This window comes from Cellulomonas triticagri, assembly GCF_003696205.1.
Classification (GTDB): Bacteria; Actinomycetota; Actinomycetes; order Actinomycetales; family Cellulomonadaceae; genus Cellulomonas; species Cellulomonas triticagri.
This window is the reverse complement of sequence record NZ_RFFI01000082.1, coordinates 1-20,206: the sequence shown is the minus strand read 5'-3', so window position 1 is coordinate 20,206 and position 20,206 is coordinate 1. Positions and strand designations below refer to the sequence as shown.

The window sequence follows — 20,206 nt, the reverse complement described above, 5'->3', positions numbered from 1 at the left end:
CCCTGGGGGCCCCCGGGGGGGGGGGGGGGCGCGGGGGCGGGGGGGGCCGGGGGGCGGGGCGCGGGGGGGGGGGGGGGTGGGATCGGCGGGGTCGCGAGGGACCGCACGGGGCGTCGGGGTGCTGGCGAGCGCCCGGGCGGCGGCGCCGCGACCTGCGGGACGGGACCTCGCGGGGTCCCGCCGGTCAGCCCTGGGTGGGGGCGGGGGTCGGCGGCGTCGCGGGCGCGGGGGAGCGGGGGCGGGCGCTGCCGCCCCAGACCTGCCGCACGTAGAGCGTGCCGACGATCGCGAGGTAGGTCGTCCAGGCGACGACCTGAAGGACCGTCGGGGCCGGGCTGAACGTGAACATCCCGGCGAGCAGCGTGCCGACCCAGCTGCTGGGCGGCACGAGGGCCGAGATGTCGTACGCCACGGCGTCGAGGCCGGGCAGGACGCCCGCCTCCTGCAGGTCGTGCACGCCGTAGGCGACGACGCCCGCCGCGACGACGAGCAGCAGCACGCCGGTCCAGGAGAAGAACCGGCGCAGGTCGAGCCGGACGGCGCCGCGGTACACGGCCCAGCCCAGGACGACGGCGACGGCGATGCCGAGGAGCGCGCCGACCAGGGGACCGGTCAGCGAGGTGGAGGACTGCGCGCCGGCCCACAGGAACAGGGCCGTCTCCAGCCCTTCGCGGCCGACGGCGAGCAGCGCGACGACGAACACCGCGCGGGACCCGGCCCCGAGGGCCGCACTGAGGCGCCCCTCCAGGTCGGACTTCATGTGGCGGGCCGCACGGCCCATCCACAGGATCATCCAGGTGAGCAGCCCGGCCGCCACGAGGGACAGCGAGCCGCCGATGATCTCCTGCGCCTCGAACGTCAGCCCCTTCGGGCCGAACGTCAGCGCGGCCCCGGCGGCGAGCGACACCAGGACGGCCGTGGCGACCCCGGCCCACAGGGAGGGCACCAGGTCGCGACGCGCGGAGCGCACGAGGTAGGCGAGCAGGATGCCGACGACGAGGGACGCCTCGAGCCCCTCGCGGAGCCCGATCAGCACATTGGCGACCACGGCACTCCTCCGTCGACCACCGGCCACCCGCCGTGGGAATGAGGTATGCCTTACCTCATCGGCGCAGACTGTAGCGCACCCTGGGTACGGGTGGGGACGCCGCTCAGAAGCCGCCTGCGCGCCCGCCGCCTGCCGGGTCCGCGACCAGGCCGTACACGATGCTCAGCCCGACGACGACGCCGGAGACGATCCACGCGACCTTCGGGGGCACGGAGCCCTCCAGGGGCCGGCCCCAGCGGTCGCGCTGCTGGTGCAGCAGCACGAGCAGCAGGTCGACCAGGTACCAGATGCCGATGCCGCCGACGGTCAGCAGCTTGACCACGGCGCTGCGGGTCTTGCCGAGGTAGAACCGGTCGGCGCCGACCAGCCCGAGCAGCAGCGCGAGCAGCCACGTCACGAGGAACGACCGCGGGGCGCCCGGGACCGCGCGCTCGGCCGCGCGCACCGCGTCCCGCCGTGCCCGCTCCTGGCGTCGCGCGGCGTCGCGCTCGTGGTTCTCCAGGACGCGGGTGAACGCGCGCTCCATGTCGCGGCGGTCGGACATCTGCGGAGGGCTCCTCGTCGTCGGTGACGGGTGCGGCACCCGCGTCCCCGCAGGCTAGGGGGCATCCACGTCGCGCGGCGAGCTCCGGTTGCTCCGGTCCGGTGACGGACCGGCGCCGGGAGCCTGGGACCCAGGACCCAGGTCGTCGCCCCTGAGCACTCGCCGTGGGGTGGCCCTGGGCGTGCCCAGCACTGAGTGTGCGGGCCGCCACCCCGTAGAGATCGCGCGTAGGGCGGATCCGGCGTCCGCGCGCGGCCTACGTTCATTTGCGTGAGCAGTTCCCGGAGCATTCCGGGAATGCTCGCCGCGGGGTCGTCGACGCCATGGGCGATGACATTCTCGCGCGCTTCCACATTCCGCGCCCCCGCTCAGCCGGGGCGACCCTCGAAAGGGATCATCCATGTCCTCGCAGACCCTCGACCGCACGCGCCGCCGCAAGGCGTTCCTCGCCTGGGGCGCCCTGGCCGGAGCCGGTGCGCTCATCACCGCCGCCGCCTTCACCGACCAGGCCTTCCTCAACATCGGCTCCAACGGCATCGGCGGTTCCGACAGCACCTACAACCTCCAGGTCGGCGCCACCGACGAGGCGGGCGACTTCATCCCCGGCCAGTGGCAGGAGGCCGGGGACCCGGCAGGCGTGCCGATCAACCTGCCCGGGGCGGACGCCCTGTTCCCGGGATCGGACGCGGTCAGCGTCGCGATCCCGGTCCGGAACGACTCCGCGCGGTTCGGGTCGACGCTCGCCGTCTCGCTCGAGCAGCTGGCGGGGCGCACCTCGGACGCCGACTACCTGGCGAGCCTGCGCTTCTCCGTGACGCAGCCCGCGACGTCGCTGAGCGCGACGCCGGTCCGGGAGTCCGACCTGACCTTCGCCGAGGTCCAGGCGGTCGAGCTCAACCGGCTCGCGGCCGACGAGACCAGCGAGGTGACCCTCGCGGTGCGCCTGGCCACGCAGTCCGAGACCGGTGCTGAGGTCGACGACAACGACCTGGCCGGCAAGGGCGCGTACGTCCAGGCCGTCCTGGACGGCTCGTCCGTCTGAGCCGCGCGGTCGCGGGCCGGTACGGGAGGGTGCCGGCCCGCGGCCCTGGCTCCGCGCGCACGAGAGAGAGGATCTGCGATGACCAGGAGCGCCCGAGCGCGCGCCGCAGCAGTCCTGCCGCTGTGCTTGCTGGTCGCGGGCACCGCCGCGAGCACGGTCCAGCGCGAGCAGGTCGTGGTCGACATGACCGGGGTCGTCTTCGCCCTGGAGGTCGCGGGCTCCGCCGAACCGGGCTGGCGGCCCACCGAGGTCGACTGGCGCAGCGGTGGCGAGCCCCTCGAGGTCGACGTGGACGACCCGGTACCGGCGTCCCAGGTCGACCTGCGGGTGGCGGTACGCAACACCGCCGGCACCGCGGCCGGGGTGGTGCTGTCCCTGCGCGACCCGGACCCGACCGGTCCCGAGGACCTGTTCGAGGCCCTGCACGTCGAGGTCAGCGAGGACGGCGTGCTCCTCGGCGAGGGCACGGCCTCAGCGGTCGCGGTCCCGCTGCCCGGCGACCTCGCGGCGGCCCGGGTCGAGGAGCGGGTGGTGGACCTGACCATCCACCTGCCGATCACGGGGGACCGGCGCTGGGCGGACGCCCGGACCGGGCTGCAGGTCGTGGTGGACGGGACGAGCCGGTGACCGCGCGGACGTCGGTCCGCCGCGGCTGCCGGGTGGGTGCGGCCGTGGCGGGTCTCGTGGTCCTCGGCGGCACCGCGCTCACGCACGCCGCGTTCACCGACACCGTGCACGCCGACCTGGGAGAGGTCGGCGGGAGCTACGACATCGCCCTGGTGGACCGGGACGGCACCGTGGTCCAGGGCGACCCGGAGCCCCTCGTCCTCGACGAGGTCGTCCCCGGCCCCGACGGGTCCACGGCGGTCGAGGTGGGTGTCGTGACTCTCAGCGAGGCGACCGGACCGATCGCGCTGAGCGTGGTCAACGCACGCGCGACCCCGTTGCCGGCCGACCCCGGCAGGGAGGGGCCGGGTGCCGACCCGTTCGACGTCGGTCTGTTCACCGTGAGCGTCGACGGCGAGGTCGTGGCCGCGTCCCTGACGGCGGACGAGCTGTCCGCTGTCGTGCTGACCGGCTGGCGGCCGCGGGAACCCCGCACCGTGCAGGTCGCCGTGCGGCTGCCCGACGTGCTGGGCGACCCCTACTACGCAGGCCGGGCCATGGTGCTCGGCATCCAGCTCGACGGGAGCACCTCATGAGGATCTGGACCGTGGTCGCCACGACCGCGCTCGCGGCGCTCACCGCCGCACCTGCGGTCGCCGCACCGGTCGACCCCGTTGTCCGCCTCGTCGAGGGGACCACCAGCACCGCGAGCGTGCCGGTGCCCTACCCGGGACGGTCGACCGCGTTCGACCTCACCGCGATCCCCAGGTCCGGCGACCCCGTCGAGCTGGCGCTGCTCGTCGACGGCGGCGGCAGCCCGCTCGCCGACGGCCCCCACGCCCTGCGGCTCGAGCTGCACGACGCGGCGGGTGCCCTGGTCGCCGCGGGGACGGCGGCGGAGCTCGGCGCCGTCCCGGTGGACCTGGGCGTCCTGCACGGCACCCCGCTCACCCTGACCGGCACCGCCACGCTCCCGGTCGCCGCCGGGGACGACCTGCAGGGCGTCGGGATGCCCCTGCGGCTCACGCTCGTCGCCAGCCAGGACCCCCTCGACGCCCAGGACGGCGCCGTGGGGTCCGACCCCGTCCCCGGGCTCGCCCGGACCGGCGCCCGAGGACCGCTCGCGGCGCTCGTCGTCGCGGCGCTGACCGGGGCCCTGGGCCTGCGCCTGCGGGCCGTCCGCCACCGACCCACCGAGGAGTCCGCATGACCCCCGCCCGCGACCGCCGCCGAGCCGTGGGGGTGGCCGCCGTCCTGGCGCTGGCCGCCGCGGCCACCGTCGCCGGAGTCGGCAGCACGTCGGCTGCCTACACCGACCGCGCCCGCGCCACCACCGAGGTCTTCGAGGTCCCGACCACCCAGTTCGTCCCCCAGCAGACGCGCGCGGGCAAGACCGCGATCGCGCTGCAGGACGACGGGTCGATGGCGATCTGGGGGTTCCGGGGCCGCGGGCTCGCGGGCACCGGGGAGCAGACCGTGGCGAGCCAGGCCACCATCAGCATGACCACGCTGCCGTCCGACGGCCACCCCGACGGGCGGCGTCGCGCGGTGCAGGTCGCGGGGGTCGCCCGCGACGGCCTCGAGGTCAACCAGATCGCGTTCGACACCGGGGTCTCCGGCATGGCGGCGCTCTCGGACGACGGGCTGGTCTACACCTGGGGCGGGACCCAGCAGCTCGGCATGATGGGCCGGTCCGACGACGTCACGCCGTTCACCCGGCCGGGACGGGTCGAGATCCCCGGCCGCGTCGTCCACCTCATCTCGAGCAACCACGCGTTCCTCGTCCTCACCGAGTCCGGTGACGTGTACCAGTGGGGCTGGAACGGCGAGCCGGTGACCTGGACCACGGCGGGCAACCCGCCGGGCGGCCCGGACCTGCTGCCACGGCACGTGCTCTCGGGGGTGCACTCGATCCACTCCGGCGCCTGGAGCTTCTGGGCCGTGCGGGGTGACACGGTGCCCGAGGACCCCGCGACCGGCGTGCTCTGGTGGGGCTGGCTCGGCACCTCCGGGGCCCACCAGAGCCGTCCCATCTCGGACCCGAGCGGGGACGGGCAGGCGGTGAACGCGCGGTCCTTCGTGGCGGAGCCCCGGCGCTCGGAGTGGGGGTCGCAGCACACGACGAGCGGCTGCGGCACCGTGGGTGTCGTGGCGGGGTCGCCGGAGGACGAGTGCGGCCTCCAGCAGCTCGCGGGCTTGCGGTACGGCAACGTCGCCCGGCTGCGCGACGGCTCGGTGTACACGTGGGGCAAGTCGTTCGGGTGGATGCAGGGGACGACCGTCGCGGCGCTCCACGACGTGCCGACCGAGGTCGAGCTCCCCGCCGGGGTGCGGGCCGCGCACGTCGCGCACCACACGGAGACGGTGTACATCCACGGCGACGACCAGCAGGTGTACATGTACGGCCGCCAGGACTGGGGTGGCGGCGTCAACCCGGCCACCGGGGCGACCTCGACCACGAACTACCGCACGCCCGTGCGGCTGGACTTCCTCGGGCCGGTCGACCACATCGGCGGGTTCTCGTTCACCGCGACCGTCGTGCGACCGGACGGCGCCCTGCTCCTGTGGGGCGGCGGGGAGTGGCCGGGCGGACGGGGCAACGTGAACCGCGTCGTCCGGGACACCTTCGCGACGACGAGCATCCCGACGACCTTGCGTCCCGTGACCGAGCTGGTCATGCCGGGCAGCGGGAGGAGCACCTCATGAGCGGTCAGCAGCGACGCGGTGACGTCCCCGGTCGGCGCCGGGTGGCCACGCTCGTGGCCTGTGCGGCGGCCGTGGCGGTCGCCGCCGGTGCGGCGACGAGCGTGGTCACGGCCGCGGCCTTCCGCGACTCGGCCGTGCTCAACCTCGGCGACGACGGGCTGGGCTCCGAGCACGTGTTCGGTCTCGTCCTGGTCGACGACGAGGGCACGGTGCGGACGGCACCCGCCGAGGCCCCGCTCCGGGCACCGGTCGCCGGAGCCGACCTCCTGGTGCCGGGCGTCACGCTGGAGGTGCCGCTCACCGTGGCCAACAACCACCCGGTGCTCCGCGCGGACCTGGTGGCACGCGTGACCGGGGACGTCGTCCCCGGGACGGCGGACCTCACCCCGTACCTCCGGTACCTCGTGCTGGACGCCGACGGTCGGGCAGCGCAGGGGCGTGATCTCGACGACCCGGGCACGTGGGTCGCGGTCGGGGAGGCGTCCCCGGGCGTGGGCGTGCTCGCCGGACGCGGCTCGGCCCCGCTCGCCCCGGGTGAGCCGTGGGTCGCGGGGGTCGACGGCTCTGCCGCCGATGTGACCGTCCTGGTGCACCTGGTGGACGCACCCGGGACCGAGGCCCTCAACGGCGGTCGGGTCCGGCTCACGGTCGAGATCACGGGGGAGTCGGTCGGATGAGGGGCGAGGTGACGCACCGCGGCACGGGCGGGCGACCCCGGACGACGCGCCGGCACGTGCGGGGGCGCCGTCCGGCCCGGCGGGTCCGCCGCGCGGTCGATCTCCTGCTCGACGTGGGCGCCGTGGTCGGCGTCCTCACCGTCGTGGTCACGGTGGCCTGCGTCGCGCTCGGCGTGCGGCCGGCGGTGGTCGTCTCGGGGTCGATGCGTCCGGAGATCCCGGTGGGCGCGCTCACCTTCGCCCGGACGGTCCCGGCCGGCTCGGTCGAGGTCGGCGACGTCGTGACGGTGCCGCGGGTGCGGGCGGACGGCCTGGTCACGCACCGCGTGGTCAGCACAGAGCCGTCCGAGGACGTCGCCGGGGCCACGCGCCTGGAGCTGCAGGGTGATGCGAACGCCCAGCCTGACGCGCTGCCGTACGAGGTAGCCGACGCCGGGAAGGTGGTCGCGGTGGTGCCGGGCCTCGGCTACGCCGTGCAGGTGGTGCAGCGCCACGTCCTCGTGGTCCTGGCGGCGCTGCTGGCGCTGACCGTCCTCGCCGCCTCGCACGGGTACGTGCGGCGACGTGCGACGGCCCCCCACGGAGACCACCCCGGGGGCGCTGGGGGGTCCTCGCCCGGCGGTACTGTCGAACGGCAGGAGGCATCGCCCCGATGACCATCTCGTCGGTCCCCGCACGGGCGAGCGCCCCCCGACGCGTTCGAGGAGGGCTCCCCGTGCCGGTCCCGCAGGTCCGACTGTGGACGCCCTCGCCCGGTGAGGAGGTCCGGGGCGCCGAGGCGCTGGTGGACCGGACGGTCCAGCTCGTCCAGCAGGGCGTGAGCGTCGCCGTCGTCGGGCGGCGCTGGTCCGGGCGCACGAGCGTGCTGGCAGCGGTCCGCCGGGGCCTCGAGGACCACGGCCGGCACGTCCGGCAGGTCCCGCCGGCACCACGCCACGTGGAGGCGGTCCGCGGACGCCCGGGCGGCGGTGCCGCCGACCGGGTCGCGCCGGACCACCTCGAGGAGGCGCTGCGTGCCACGTCGGCGGACCGCGAGGTCATCGTCGTCGACGACGCCGACCTGCTCGACGACCCGTCCAGCACCTCCCTGCGGGCCCTGCACCTGCGCACCGGGGTGCCCCTCGTGCTCGCGCAGCTGCCCCGACTCCGCGGGCGCCCGGAGGGTCAGCCCGCGCGGATCGTCCCGTACCCGGTCGAGCTGGCGCTGCCCCCGCTGACCTTCGAGCAGCTGCACGAGCTGTTCGAGGTCCGGCTCGGGGCCACCGTCTCGCCCGAGCTGACCGCCCGGGTGCACCGGGACACCGCGGGCACCCCCGGTCTGGCGATCGCGGTGCTGGACGACGCGGTCGCGCACGGCGCCGTCCGGCAGGTGGAAGGGGCGTGGGCGGCGACCGGGAGCGGGCCCGCCGGCCCGGGCAGCGCGTTCGAGTCGCTGCTGGCGGTGTGCTCGGGTGCGGAGCGCGACGTGCTGGACCTGCTGGCCCGGGTCGGTGCCGTCCCGCTGCCGCTCGCGGTCCGGTGCGTCGGGGCCGACGTGCTGCGTTCCCTGGAGGACGAGGGGCTGGTCCGGCTCGTCGTCGACGCCGACGAGTACCTGGTGGCGCTGCACCCGCCGGGACTCGCCGGGCACCTGGTGCGCCAGCCCCTGACGGTCCGCGCCCTGCAGGTGCTGACCACCGTCGCTGCCCGGCTGCACGACGGGACCTCGTCGGACCCCCGGACCTCCGAGGTGCGAGCGCGTCTCGACGCGCACGTCCGGTACAGGTCGGCACCGCGGCTCCCGGGTCACGAGGCCGGCGGCACCCGCCACGCCGAGAGCGTCGACGTGCTCGAGCACGCCGTCCGGCACGCCCTGACCGGGGCGTTCGCCGCGTGGCGCCGCAGCCGCCGCGTGCAGGACGCGGCACGGGTGCTCCCGCTCGTCGCGGTCGGCGACCGGCAGGACGAGCTGATCCGCACCGTGATCGACGAGACGGACCTCGGCACCGACCACGACTCGTTCGCGTACGTCGAGTTCGTGTACAGCGCGTCGAGGTGGTCGATCGCCCACGGGGAGGACCCGCACGAGGTCGCGCTGCGCCTTGAGCACGAGCACCCCGAGGACGTGCGGCACCGGATCTCGCTGCGGTTGCTCGCCTACCTGCTGCGCGTCGAGTTCCACCGGCTCCCGGAGGCGTACGAGGACGACCTGGCGGCCTTCTGCCCGCAGAGCGCCCTCGACGCCGCCACGGCCCGTGTGGTGCTCGCGGCGTGCCACGTCGTCGCGGGGTGCCACGAGCGTGCGCGCGAGCTGCTGGCCCAGCCGCGCCCGCGGTGGCCGCGGCTGCTCGACGAGACGGCGCGGCTGCTCGCGGGCCTCGCGGCCTTCGGCACGGGCGACGCCGCGGCGGCCGCCGAGCTCGGGTCGCAGATGGTCGACGAGGGCGCGCGGGGCGCGTCGAGCCACCTCGTCGTCTGCGGGTGCCTGGTCGCGGCGCTCGGGCTCGCCGGCCGGGGGCGGCTCGACGAGGCCCGGGGGCAGGCGCTGGCGGCCCTGCTCGTCGAGGGCGGGTGGTCCGGGGTGCTCCCGCCCGGTCGGTCCGTGCGCGGACTGCTCGGGTTCCTGTCGGTCCTCACCTACCGGGGTGGCCTGGCCGCGGTGCTCGGGGACCTCGTCGGGGCGGTGGACGGGTGCGGCGAGGTGCTGCCCTTCAGCAGCGGTGGCCTGGTCGAGGCGATGGAGCCCGACCTGGACGACGCGCCCGAGCGGATCACCCGCCCGGCAGCCGCGATCACGACGCGGCTGCGCGAGCGCGGTCACGTGCTCGCGGCGGACAGCGTCGAGCTGGCGAGCCTCACGGCCCACGACGACGGCGACGCCGGTGCCCGCGGCGGGCCCCGGACCTGGATGGGCGGGCCGCCGCTGCAGGCGCTGCTCGACGCGCGGCGGGCGCAGTTCGCGCGCGACGGCGCCGGACTCGTGCGGGCGGCGGCGCGGTTCGCGCAGCTCGGGATGCTCGAGGAGGCCGCCCGGACCTACTCGATCGCGTCCACGGTCTACCGCCAGGAGGGCGAGCACGCCCTCGCCCAGCAGGCCCGCGCGCACCGCGTGGCGCTGCGGACCGGGCCGGTCGCCGCGAGCGGCGCGGACGCCGCACCGCTGACGAACCGCGAGTGGCAGATCGTCGACCTGCTGGCCCAGCGGTTGTCGAACGTGCAGATCGCGGGTCGCCTGCACCTGAGCGTCCGCACGGTCGAGACCCACCTGCGCAACATCCGCCGCAAGACGGGGGCCGAGGACCGCCACGCCATCGCCTCGCTCCGGACCTCGCCCCGGGGGTGACGAGCGCTACTTCTCCCGGGTGTCCACGTACAGGTCGTCGACGTCGGAGGCGAAGTCCTTCAGCACCAGCGCGCGCTTCACCTTGAGCGACGGCGTGAGGTACCCGTTCGCCTCGGTGAAGTCGGTGCCGAGCACCCGGACCTTGCGGATCGACTCCGCGCGGGAGACCGCCTCGTTGGCCCGCTCCGCGGCCCGGTCGAGGGCCGCCAGCACCTCGGGGTGCTGCCCGGCGGCGCGGACGTCCATCGCGGGCAGGCCGTGCATCTGCAGCCAGCCGGGGAGCATGTCGGCGTCCAGGGTCACCAGCGCACCGATGAACGGGCGCCCGTCGCCGACCACGACGACCTGGCTGACCAGCGGGTGCCCGCGGAACCGGTCCTCCAGGACGGCCGGGGCGACGTTCTTGCCGCCGGCGGTGACGATGAGCTCCTTGGCGCGACCGGTCAGGCGCAGGTAGCCGTCGTCGTCCAGCGTGCCGATGTCACCCGTCGCGAACCAGCCGTCCGCGTCCAGCACCTCGGCGGTCGCCTCGGGGTTGTCGTGGTACCCGCGGAACACGTGCGGGCCCTTCGCGAAGACGTTGCCGTCGTCGTCGACGCGCAGCGACGTCCCGGGGTACGCGGGGCCGACGGTGCCGATCTTCACCAGCCCGGGCCGGTTCACGGCCGACGGCGCGGTCGTCTCGGTCAGGCCGTAGCCCTCCAGCACCCGCACGCCGATGCCGCGGTAGTAGTGCCCCAGCCGCTCGCCCAGCGGGGCGCCGCCCGAGATCGCGTACCGCAGGTTGCCGCCCATCGCGTCCTTGAGCTTGCGCAGCACCAGCGTGGTCGCGAGCGCGTGCGCGGCCTTGAGCTGCGGCGACGGCCCGGCGGCGGTGTCCAGCGCGCGCGAGTACGTGATCGAGACCTTCGCGGCCCAGCGGAACAGCTTGAGCTTCACGCCGTGCCCGGCCTTCTGCTCGGCCGAGTTGTAGACCTTCTCGAACACGCGCGGCACGGCCAGGATGTACGTCGGCTTGAACGACGCCAGGTCGGCCAGCAGGTTCCGGGTGTCCGGGGTGTGCCCGATGGGGGAGCCCGCCGCGATGGCGACCATCTGCACGAACCGCGCGAACACGTGCGCCAGCGGCATGAACAGCAGCGTCCGCGAGCCCGGGACGGCGCACACCTCGGCCAGCGCCGTCGCGCCGTTGCGGGCGTTGTCCACGAAGTTGCCGTGGGAGAGCTCGACGCCCTTGGGGCGCCCGGTGGTGCCGGAGGTGTAGATGATCGTCGCGAGGTCGCCCGCGGCGGCCAGCGAGCGGCGGCGCTCGATCTCGGCGTCCTCGACGGTCAGGCCGTCCGCGACCAGCCGGCCGAGCCCGCCGTCGTCGATGACGACCACGTCGCGCACGGCGGGCACGGACGCGCGCACCTGGCCGACGACCGCGGCGTGCGCGGCGGTCTCCACCACCACCAGCGACGCACCCGAGTTCGTGAGGATCCACTCGACCTGCTCGGCCGAGGACGTCTCGTACACCGGCACGCCCACGCCGCCCGCGAACCACACCGCGAAGTCGGTCAGCGTCCACTCGTAGCGGGTGCGCGACATGATCGCGACGCGGTCGCCCGGCTCCAGCCCGGAGGCCACCAGGCCCTTGGCGAGCGCGGAGACCTCCCGGACGAACTCCGCCACGGTGACCGGCGCCCACGAGCCGCCCAGCCCGGTCGACCGCTCGACCAGCACGCTCGACGCGCCACGCGCCAGCCGGTCGAGCAGCAGGCCCGGCACGTTCATCGCGGGGTCGTGCGGGACGGGGGTCTCGGCGCTGAACTCACGCATCGGCTGCTCCTGGTCGGGCGGTCGCGGTCGCGGTCGTGCGCGCGGTGCCTCGACCCGGGGTGCGCGGGGCGCGGCCCGGACCAGCGACGACGAGCGGCGACGGCCGTGCCGCCATGCTATCGACCGGTCACCGCGCCCCGGCGTGGGAAGGGAACAGAACAGGGCCGTCGGGTTCGTACGAACCCGACGGCCCTGCGCCCGTCCGGGGGACGGTCTGCCCCGAGGTGGGCCGGTCTGTCCCCTCAGGCCACGTCGGTGTGCGTCGGGTCGAGCACCCGCTGCAGGAACGTCCGGGTGCGCGCCTCGCGCGGCGCGCCGATCACCTGGTCGGCCGGGCCGTCCTCGACGATCACGCCGCCGTCCATGAACACGACCCGGTCGCCGACGTCCCGGGCGAACGCCATCTCGTGCGTGACGACGATCATCGTCATGCCCGCGTCCGCGAGGTCCCGCATCACCGCCAGCACGTCCCCGACCAGCTCCGGGTCCAGGGCCGACGTCGGCTCGTCGAACAGCATGAGCTGCGGGTCCATCGACAGTGCCCGGGCGATGGCGACCCGCTGCTGCTGCCCGCCGGACAGCTGCGACGGGTGCGCGTCCGCGCGGTCCGCGAGGCCCACGCGCTCCAGGTTGGCCCGGGCGATCCGCTCGGCCTCGGACCGGGACCGCTTGAGCACCTGCCGCTGCGCGACCGTGCAGTTCTCCAGCACCGTCATGTTCGCGAACAGGTTGAACTGCTGGAAGACCATGCCGACGTGCGTGCGCACCTGGTCGATGTCCACGTCCGGGTCCGTGACGTCCACGCCGAGCACCTCGACGGTGCCGCCGGTCGGCTGCTCCAGGAGGTTCACGCAGCGCAGCAGCGTCGACTTGCCGGAGCCCGACGGGCCGATGACGCACACCACCTCGCCCTGCCGGACGTCCAGGTCGATGCCGGTCAGCACCTCGCGCTCGCCGAACGCCTTGTGCAGACCCGCGACCCGGACGACCGGGGCGGCGCTGGCGGCGGCGGGGGTGGTGGGGGCGGTCATGCGCGGCTCCTCGCGCCGGTGCGGCGCTCCAGGTACCGGGACAGCTGGCCCAGCGGGAGCGTGATGAGCAGGTAGCAGGCGCCGATCAGGAACAGCGGCGTCAGGCCGCCGGTCGCGTTGTTCAGCGCGTCCCGCCCGATCTTGGTCAGGTCGTACTGGTTCACCGCGAGCCCCAGCAGGAACACCAGCGAGGTGTCCTTGGTCAGCAGGATGAACTCGTTGGTCATCGGGGGCAGCACGATGCGGAACGCCTGCGGCACGACGACCGTGCGCAGCGTCCGGCCGTGGGACATGCCGAGCGACCGCGCCGCCTCGACCTGCCCCTTCGGGACCGCCTGGATGCCCGCACGCAGGGTCTCGGCGATGTACGCCGCCGAGACCAGGCCGAGCGCCAGGGCCGCCTTCGTCGTCACCGACGGGATGTTCACGCCGAACGCGATCGGCACGGCGTACCCGAACGACACCACGACCAGCAGGGCGGGGATGCCGCGGAAGAACTCGATGTAGACCGTCGCGATCCACCGGTACAGCCCGACGGCGGACAGCCGCATCAGCGCGAGCACCGTGCCCAGCGACAGCCCGACCGCGAAGCCCGCGAGCGTGTACGTCAGCGTGTTGCGGAACGCCGTCGGCAGCTGCGGCAGGATCTGCCGGGCGGCCTCGGCGTTGAAGAAGTTCTCGCCGACGTTCGCCCAGTCCACGGCGAGACCGACCGCGACGAGCACCGCGAGCAGCACCACGTACTGCGCGGCGCGGAACACGCGGGCGCGCCGCCGCGGGCTCCACCGGCGCCGGGACGCGGTCAGCGTCCCGGGCGCCGGCGTGACGGGGGAGCCGGTCACGTCAGCCGTCCGTCGGCTCGGCGGTCTCGGCCTGGCCGGGGGCCGTGCCGATGTACTGCGTGTAGATGTCGTCGTACGTGCCGTCCTCGCGGATGCGCTCCAGCGTGGCGTTCACCGCGTCCAGCAGCGCGGTGTTGCCCTGCTTCACGCCGATGCCGTACTGCTCGCCCGTCGAGAACTCGTTGCCGATCTCGAAGCCCTCGGACACGTACGGGCCGAGCACGGCGATGTCGTTCACGACCGCGTCGACCTGGCCGGTCCGCAGCGCCTGCACCTGCAGGCCCAGGTCCTCGAACTGGATGGTCTCCAGGCCGTTGTCCTGCGCCCAGGTCTCACCGGTGGTGGCCTGCTGCACGCCGATCTTCTTGCCGTCGAGGGAGTCCAGGCTCGACAGGTCGGAACCCTCCGGGACCAGCAGGCCCTGGTTCGCGTCGAAGTACGGGTCCGAGAAGTCGATCTTCTCCTGGCGCTCCGGGGTGATGGTGATGCCGGACGCCACGACGTCGCAGTTGTTCGTGTTCAGGTCGGCGCCGGACTGGATGCCCTCGAACGGCGTCACCTTGGTGACCAGCTCCACGCCCAGGTCGGTGGCGACCTCGTTGACGATGTCGATGTCGAGCCCGACGACCTCGCCGCCCTCCTCGTACTCGAACGGCTCGTACGGCGGGTTCGTGCACAGAGTGAGCGAGCCGGCGGAGACGAGCTCGACGCCGCCCTCGGCGTCCCCGGAGGACGAGTCGCCCCCGCCGCACGCGGCGAGCAGGAGGGCCGCCGCGGCGGCGACGGGAACGGCGGCGAGGTGGCGCGTGCGCATGGGGAGAGCTCCTTGTGGGGGGGACCGACCGCAAGACTATACAGGTGTGACGATACCTATGCATAACGGGCGCGAGGAGGACGAGAGTCCCACCATCGCACCGGACGCGCGCCCCGCCACCCGAGCCTCCACCTACCCGCTGCCCCGGTCCGCGTGCGTGGGGCGGCGGGCCGAGGGCGCCGCGTGCCCACGGTCGTGCACGCCCCCGGACGCCGCGAGGGCGCGCACCCCGGGGTGGGGTGCGCGCCCTCGCGTGCGGGTGCCGGGCGTCAAGCCGTGGGCTTCTGCTTCGGCTCCGGGGGGAGCAGCTCGGCGTCGTGCGCCGTCACCGTCGCGTCCGCCGCGTCCGGGACCTCGACCACGTCGAGGTCGCCCGTGGCGCGACCGGCGGCGCGCACGTCGCCGAGGGCGACGGTGACGCCGGGCAGCAGCGACGCGGGGACGTCGAGGCGGGCCCGCAGGATCTCGGTGCGCATGGAGACCTTGGCCTCGGACTTGAGCTTGCGGAGCGCGGCGAGGGCCGAGCCCGCGGCGGCGACCACGGCGTAGTCCCCGTCACCGGCGGCGGCGCGCAGCGGCTCGGCGGTCGGCCACGCGGCGCGGTGCACGGAGCCCTCGCGCCACCAGGACCAGACCTCCTCGGTGGCGAACGGCAGCACCGGCGCGAACAGCCGCAGCAGCACGTCGAGCGCGATGTTCAGCGCGGCACGGGCGGAGGCGGTCTCGGCGGTCACGTCGGCGTCGGCGGCGCCCGCACCGTAGGCGCGGTCCTTGACGAGCTCGAGGTAGTCGTCGCAGAACGTCCAGAAGAACGTCTCGGTGAGCTCGAGCGCGCGGGTGTGGTCGTAGGACTCCAGCGCCGCGGTGGCCTTCTCGACCACGTCAGCCAGGCCCGCGAGCATCGCGCGGTCCAGCGGGACGGTGACGAGCGCGGGGTCCATCGCCTCGGCGCCCTGGGACGCGGAGCCGAACGACAGCGCGAACTTGGACGCGTTGAGGACCTTGATCGCGAGGCGGCGGCCGATCTTCATCTGGCCGACCTCGAACGCCGCGTCGGTGCCGAGCCGGGCGGACGCCGCCCAGTAGCGGACGGCGTCGGAGCCGTGCTCCTCCAGCAGCCCCATCGGGGTGACGACGTTGCCCTTGGACTTCGACATCTTCTTGCGGTCGGGGTCGAGGATCCAGCCGGAGATGGCCGAGTCCTTCCACGGCAGCGAGCCGTGCTCCAGGTGGGACCGCACGACCGTCGAGAACAGCCAGGTGCGGATGATGTCCTGGCCCTGCGGGCGCAGGTCCATGGGGAACACGCGCTCGAACAGGTCGGGGTCGGAGCGCCAGCCGCCCGCGATCTGCGGGGACAGGGACGACGTCGCCCAGGTGTCCATGATGTCGGGGTCGCCCACGAAGCCGCCCGCGACGCCGCGCTGCTCGGCGGTGTAGCCGGCGGGCACGTCGGAGGACGGGTCGACGGGGAGCTGGTCCTCGGTCGGCACGATCGGGCGGGTGTGGTCGACCTCCCCGGCCTCGGTCACGGGGTACCAGACCGGGAACGGCACGCCGAAGAACCGCTGGCGGGACACCAGCCAGTCGCCGTTCAGGCCGCCGACCCAGTTCTCGTAGCGCACGCGCATGAAGTCGGGGTGGAAGCCGAGCTCCCGCCCGCGGGCGAGCAGCTGCTCGCGCAGGGCCTCGTCGCGGCCGCCGTTGCGGATGTACCACTGGCGGGAGGTGACGATCTCGAGGGGCTTGTCGCCCTTCTCGAAGAAGTTGGCCTTGCGCTGGGTGGCCTGCGGCTCGCCGTCCAGGTCGCCGGACTCGCGCAGCCCGTCGACGACGACCTCGCGCGCGGAGAAGGTGGTCTTGCCGGCGAGCTGCTCGTACGTCGCGCGGCCCTCGGGGGCGGTGATCCACTCGGGGACCTCGCGCAGCAGGCGGCCGTCGCGGCCGATGACGGAGCGGGTGGGCAGCTGCAGCTCGCGCCACCACTGCACGTCGGTGAGGTCGCCGAAGGTGCAGCACATCGCGATGCCTGCGCCCTTGTCGGGCTCGGCGGCCGGGTGCGCGAGGACGGGCACCTCGACGCCGAACAGCGGCGACGTCACGGTGGTCCCGAACAGGTGCTGGTAGCGCTCGTCGTCCGGGTGCGCGATGAGCGCGACGCAGGCGGGCAGCAGCTCGGGGCGGGTGGTCTCGATGTAGACCGGCTCGGTGTCGGGGCGGTGGAACGCGACCTTGTGGAACGCGCCCGGGTAGTCCCGCGCCTCGAGCTCGGCCTGGGCCACGGCGGTCTGGAACGTCACGTCCCACAGCCCGGGCGCCTCGGCCTGGTACGCCTCGTCGCGCGCGAGGTTGCGCAGGAACGCCTGCTGGGCGACGGCACGCGCCTCGGCGGAGATGGTCTGGTAGGTCATCGACCAGTCGACGGACAGGCCCAGCCGGCGCCACAGCGCCTCGAACTGCTGCTCGTCCTCGACGGTCAGGCGCTCGCAGAGCTCGACGAAGTTCTTCCGGCTGATCGGGACCTGGTCGGCGGCCTTGACGCTCTTGCCCTCGCCGCCGACGTGCGGCGGCTCGAAGTCCGGGTCGTAGGGCAGCGACGGGTCGCAGCGCACGCCGAAGTAGTTCTGCACGCGGCGCTCGGTCGGCAGGCCGTTGTCGTCCCAGCCCATCGGGTAGAACACCTCGGCGCCGCGCATCCGGCGGTACCGGGCGACGACGTCGGTGTGCGTGTACGAGAACACGTGGCCGACGTGCAGCGAGCCGGACACCGTGGGCGGCGGGGTGTCGATGGAGTACACCTGCTCGCGGGTCTTGCTGCGGTCGAACGCGAACGTGCCCTGCTCGGTCCAGGACGCGTCCCAGCGACCCTCGACGCCGTCGAGCGACACCCGGTCCGGCACCTCGCGGAGCGCGCGTACGTCCACGCGGGGTGCGGTCGTGTCGGAGGGGGGCGTCGAGGACAGGTCGGTCATGGGCACACATCCTCCCAGATCCGGCACCCTCCCCGCGCACCGCCCGGAGCGCCTGGGGACGACGGCCCGGGTCCCGCCCGCGGCGGGTGTCCGTGCGGCGAACGCCGGGCGTCGCCTCGGTGAACCCGCCTGGACCCGTCAGGCTGGCGTCACCCGGGTGTGCGACAGTGCCCGACGGCCGCCCACGACCGGGCGGCGAGCAGGACGCACCGCAGGAGGAACACGTGGGCGAACCGGACGGGCTGCTGCGCAGCGGGCTGGCCCCCGCGCCGCGGACGCTGGTGGACGTGCTGGCGGCGACGGTCGCCGCGCACCCGGACGCCCCGGCGCTGGACGACGGCAGCACCGTGCTGACGTACGCCGAGCTCGCCGCGCGGGTCCGTGCGGCGGCGTCCGCGCTGGCCGCCGAGGGCGTCGGCCCGGGGTCGCGCGTCGGCGTGCGCGTGCCGTCCGGCACGGTCGAGCTGTACACGGCCGTCCTGGCGGTGCTCGCGGCGGGCGCGGCGTACGTCCCGGTCGACGTGGACGACCCCGACGAGCGGGCGCGCACGGTGTTCGCCGAGGCCGACGTGGCGCGGGTCATCGCGGAGGGCGACCTCCCGGCGCTGGCCGCGCGCGGTCGGCGCTCGCGGGCGGCGGCCACCGCGCCGGGGCTCGGCGACGACGCCTGGATCATCTTCACGTCGGGCTCGACCGGCACCCCGAAGGGCGTGGCGGTGACCCACCGGTCGGCGGCGGCGTTCGTGGACGCGGAGGCCCGGCTGTTCCTCACCGACCAGCCGCTCGGGCCCGGGGACCGGGTGCTGGCGGGTCTGTCCGTGGCGTTCGACGCGAGCTGCGAGGAGATGTGGCTGGCGTGGGCGCACGGCGCCTGCCTGGTCCCGGCGCCGCGCGCGCTCGTGCGCACCGGCATGGACCTGGGCCCGTGGCTGGTGTCGCAGGGCATCACGGTCATCTCGGCGGTGCCGACGCTGGCGGGGCTGTGGCGGCCGGAGGAGCTCGCGGGCGTGCGGCTGCTGATCTTCGGCGGCGAGGCGTGCCCGCCGGAGCTCGCGGCCCGGCTGGCGACCCCGGGCCGCGAGGTCTGGAACACCTACGGCCCGACGGAGGCCACGGTCGTCGCGTGCGCGGCGCGGCTGACCGGCGAGGGCCCGGTGCGGATCGGCCTGGCGCTGGACGGCTGGGACCTGGCGGTCGTGGGGGAGGACGGCACGCCGGTCGCCGAGGGGGAGACGGGTGAGCTGATCATCGGCGGCGTCGGCCTGGCCCGGTACCTGGACGCCGCGAAGGACGCCGCGACGTACGCGCCCGCGCCGGGGCTCGGCTGGGACCGCGCGTACCGCAGCGGCGACGTCGTGCGGCTGGACCACGCGGGGCTGCTGTTCATCGGCCGGGCGGACGACCAGGTGAAGATCGGCGGGCGGCGCATCGAGCTCGGCGAGGTCGAGGCGGCGCTCGGCGCGCTGCCGGGCGTCGCGGGCGCGGCGGTCGCGGTGCGGCGCACCCCCGCGGGGACCGCGGTGCTGGCGGGGTACCTGGTGCCCGCGGAGGGCACCACGCTGGACCTCGCCGACGCGCGGTCCCGGCTGCGGGGCACGCTGCCCGCCGCGCTGGTGCCGCTGCTGGGCGTGGTGGACGCGCTGCCGACCCGCGGGTCCGGGAAGGTCGACCGGGACGCGCTGCCGTGGCCGCTGCCGACGGCGGCGGGGGAGCCCGACGACTCCGGCGCCCCCGCGCCCGCGCTGACCGCCACCGCCTCGTGGGTCGCCGAGCGGTGGACCGCGGCGCTCGGCGCGCCGGTCACCGGGCCGCGCGACGACTTCTTCGACGCCGGGGGCGGCAGCCTCGTCGCGGCGCAGCTCGTGTCGGCGCTGCGCGAGCGGTACCCCACGGTGACCGTCGCGGACGTGTACGAGTACCCGCGCCTGGGCGACCTGGCGCGGCGCCTGGACGAGATCGCCCCCGACCCCGAGGACGCCGCCGACGCGCCGGTCCGCGAGGTCCGGCCGGTGCCCCGGCGCGCGCAGGTGGTGCAGACGCTGCTGGCGGTGCCGCTCGCGGCGCTGGTCGGGCTGCGCTGGCTGACCTGGTTGCTGGCCGCCGAGCAGCTGCTCGCCGTCACCGGCCTGGTGCCGTGGCTGACGCCCGCGCCCCAGGCGTGGTGGTGGCTGGCCGCGGGGTGGCTGCTGCTGATCAGCCCGCTCGGCCGCATGGGCAGCACGGTCCTGGTCGCGCGCACCGTGCTGCGCGGGCTGCGACCGGGGTCCTACCCGCGCGGCGGGTCGGTGCACCTGCGGCTGTGGTTCGCGGAGAGCTGGGCGGCCGCCGCCGGTGCGGAGAACCTGTCCTGCGCGCCGTGGACCGCCGCCTACGCCCGGGCGCTCGGCGCGACGATCGGCGCCGACGTCGACCTGCACACGCCGCCCCCGGTCACCGGGCTGCTGACGCTCGGCGACCGGTGCGCGATCGAGCCCGAGGTCGACCTGCGCGGGCACTGGCTGGACGGCGACGTGCTGCGGGTCGGGCGGATCCGCGTCGACAAGCGCGCGACCATCGGCACCCGCAGCACCCTCGCCCCGGGCGTCCGCGTGGGTCAGGGTGCGCAGGTCGCCGCGGGCTCGGCGGTGCTGCGCAGCGTCGCCCCCGGGGAGATCTGGGCGGGGTCGCCCGCGGCGTTCGCCGGACCGGCCAACGAGGCGTGGCCCGCCGGCCGGGCGCCGCGCGGGCGCCGGTGGGTGGCGGTGTACGGGGTGACGGCCGCGGCGCTCGCGGCGCTGCCGG

Annotated in this window: 16 protein-coding genes; 9 read left to right on the top strand and 7 right to left on the bottom strand. The window is 75.2% G+C overall.

Annotated elements, in window-relative coordinates; translation table 11 throughout:
- Positions 1-184: 184 nt before the first annotated feature.
- Positions 185-1,048, bottom strand: a complete 864-nt coding sequence (efeU, locus tag EBM89_RS14140; RefSeq protein WP_122150064.1) for an iron uptake transporter permease EfeU — start codon at positions 1,046-1,048, stop codon at positions 185-187.
- Between the two features lie 103 nt (positions 1,049-1,151).
- A complete protein-coding gene (locus EBM89_RS14135; protein ID WP_122150063.1) occupies positions 1,152-1,592 on the bottom strand; it encodes a TM2 domain-containing protein in 441 nt (146 codons plus the stop codon).
- Between the two features lie 400 nt (positions 1,593-1,992).
- Here EBM89_RS14135 and EBM89_RS14130 point away from each other — a divergent pair, with 400 nt between their 5' ends.
- The 8 genes from EBM89_RS14130 (at position 1,993) to EBM89_RS14095 (ending at position 9,945) form a co-directional block, all read left to right on the top strand.
- The gene (locus tag EBM89_RS14130; protein WP_122150062.1) at positions 1,993-2,634 is read left to right on the top strand and encodes a hypothetical protein; all 642 of its coding nucleotides are present in this window, start codon (positions 1,993-1,995) and stop codon (positions 2,632-2,634) included.
- Between the two features lie 78 nt (positions 2,635-2,712).
- Positions 2,713-3,261 (top strand): hypothetical protein, encoded by a 549-nt coding sequence (locus EBM89_RS14125; protein ID WP_147463562.1) that lies wholly within the window; start codon positions 2,713-2,715, stop codon positions 3,259-3,261.
- The gene (locus EBM89_RS14120; protein ID WP_122150060.1) at positions 3,258-3,836 is read left to right on the top strand and encodes a hypothetical protein; all 579 of its coding nucleotides are present in this window, start codon (positions 3,258-3,260) and stop codon (positions 3,834-3,836) included. The genes EBM89_RS14125 and EBM89_RS14120 overlap by 4 nt, the downstream gene beginning before the upstream one ends.
- Entirely contained in the window at positions 3,833-4,450 is a 618-nt protein-coding gene (locus EBM89_RS14115) for a hypothetical protein (protein WP_147463561.1), read from the top strand. Before EBM89_RS14120 ends, EBM89_RS14115 begins: the two co-directional genes overlap by 4 nt.
- Positions 4,447-5,946 carry an RCC1 domain-containing protein gene (locus EBM89_RS14110; RefSeq protein ID WP_122150058.1) on the top strand — a complete coding sequence of 500 codons (1,500 nt, stop codon included), beginning with the start codon at positions 4,447-4,449 and terminating at the stop codon, positions 5,944-5,946. Before EBM89_RS14115 ends, EBM89_RS14110 begins: the two co-directional genes overlap by 4 nt.
- Complete coding sequence (locus EBM89_RS14105) at positions 5,943-6,623, top strand: hypothetical protein (protein WP_122150057.1); 681 nt, start codon at positions 5,943-5,945, stop codon at positions 6,621-6,623. Before EBM89_RS14110 ends, EBM89_RS14105 begins: the two co-directional genes overlap by 4 nt.
- The gene (locus EBM89_RS14100) at positions 6,620-7,279 is read left to right on the top strand and encodes a signal peptidase I (protein ID WP_122150056.1); all 660 of its coding nucleotides are present in this window, start codon (positions 6,620-6,622) and stop codon (positions 7,277-7,279) included. The genes EBM89_RS14105 and EBM89_RS14100 overlap by 4 nt, the downstream gene beginning before the upstream one ends.
- A gap of 59 nt (positions 7,280-7,338) precedes the next feature.
- Entirely contained in the window at positions 7,339-9,945 is a 2,607-nt protein-coding gene (locus EBM89_RS14095) for a helix-turn-helix transcriptional regulator (protein ID WP_122150055.1), read from the top strand.
- Positions 9,946-9,951: 6 nt separating this feature from the next.
- Here EBM89_RS14095 and EBM89_RS14090 read toward each other — a convergent pair whose 3' ends face one another.
- The 5 genes from EBM89_RS14090 to valS form a co-directional block, all read right to left on the bottom strand.
- Positions 9,952-11,766 carry an AMP-dependent synthetase/ligase gene (locus EBM89_RS14090; protein WP_122150054.1) on the bottom strand — a complete coding sequence of 605 codons (1,815 nt, stop codon included), beginning with the start codon at positions 11,764-11,766 and terminating at the stop codon, positions 9,952-9,954.
- A gap of 242 nt (positions 11,767-12,008) precedes the next feature.
- Entirely contained in the window at positions 12,009-12,797 is a 789-nt protein-coding gene (locus tag EBM89_RS14085) for an amino acid ABC transporter ATP-binding protein (protein ID WP_122150053.1), read from the bottom strand.
- Positions 12,794-13,639, bottom strand: coding sequence for an amino acid ABC transporter permease (locus EBM89_RS14080; RefSeq protein WP_233571748.1), 846 nt, complete (start codon positions 13,637-13,639; stop codon positions 12,794-12,796). Before EBM89_RS14080 ends, EBM89_RS14085 begins: the two co-directional genes overlap by 4 nt.
- Before the next feature lies 1 nt (position 13,640).
- The gene (locus tag EBM89_RS14075) at positions 13,641-14,453 is read right to left on the bottom strand and encodes an ABC transporter substrate-binding protein (RefSeq protein WP_122150052.1); all 813 of its coding nucleotides are present in this window, start codon (positions 14,451-14,453) and stop codon (positions 13,641-13,643) included.
- A gap of 269 nt (positions 14,454-14,722) precedes the next feature.
- Complete coding sequence (gene valS / locus EBM89_RS14070; RefSeq protein WP_122150051.1) at positions 14,723-17,425, bottom strand: valine--tRNA ligase; 2,703 nt, start codon at positions 17,423-17,425, stop codon at positions 14,723-14,725.
- Positions 17,426-17,649: 224 nt separating this feature from the next.
- Here valS and EBM89_RS14065 point away from each other — a divergent pair.
- A partial coding sequence (locus tag EBM89_RS14065; RefSeq protein ID WP_122150050.1) for a non-ribosomal peptide synthetase occupies positions 17,650-20,206 on the top strand: 2,557 nt, incomplete at its 3' end.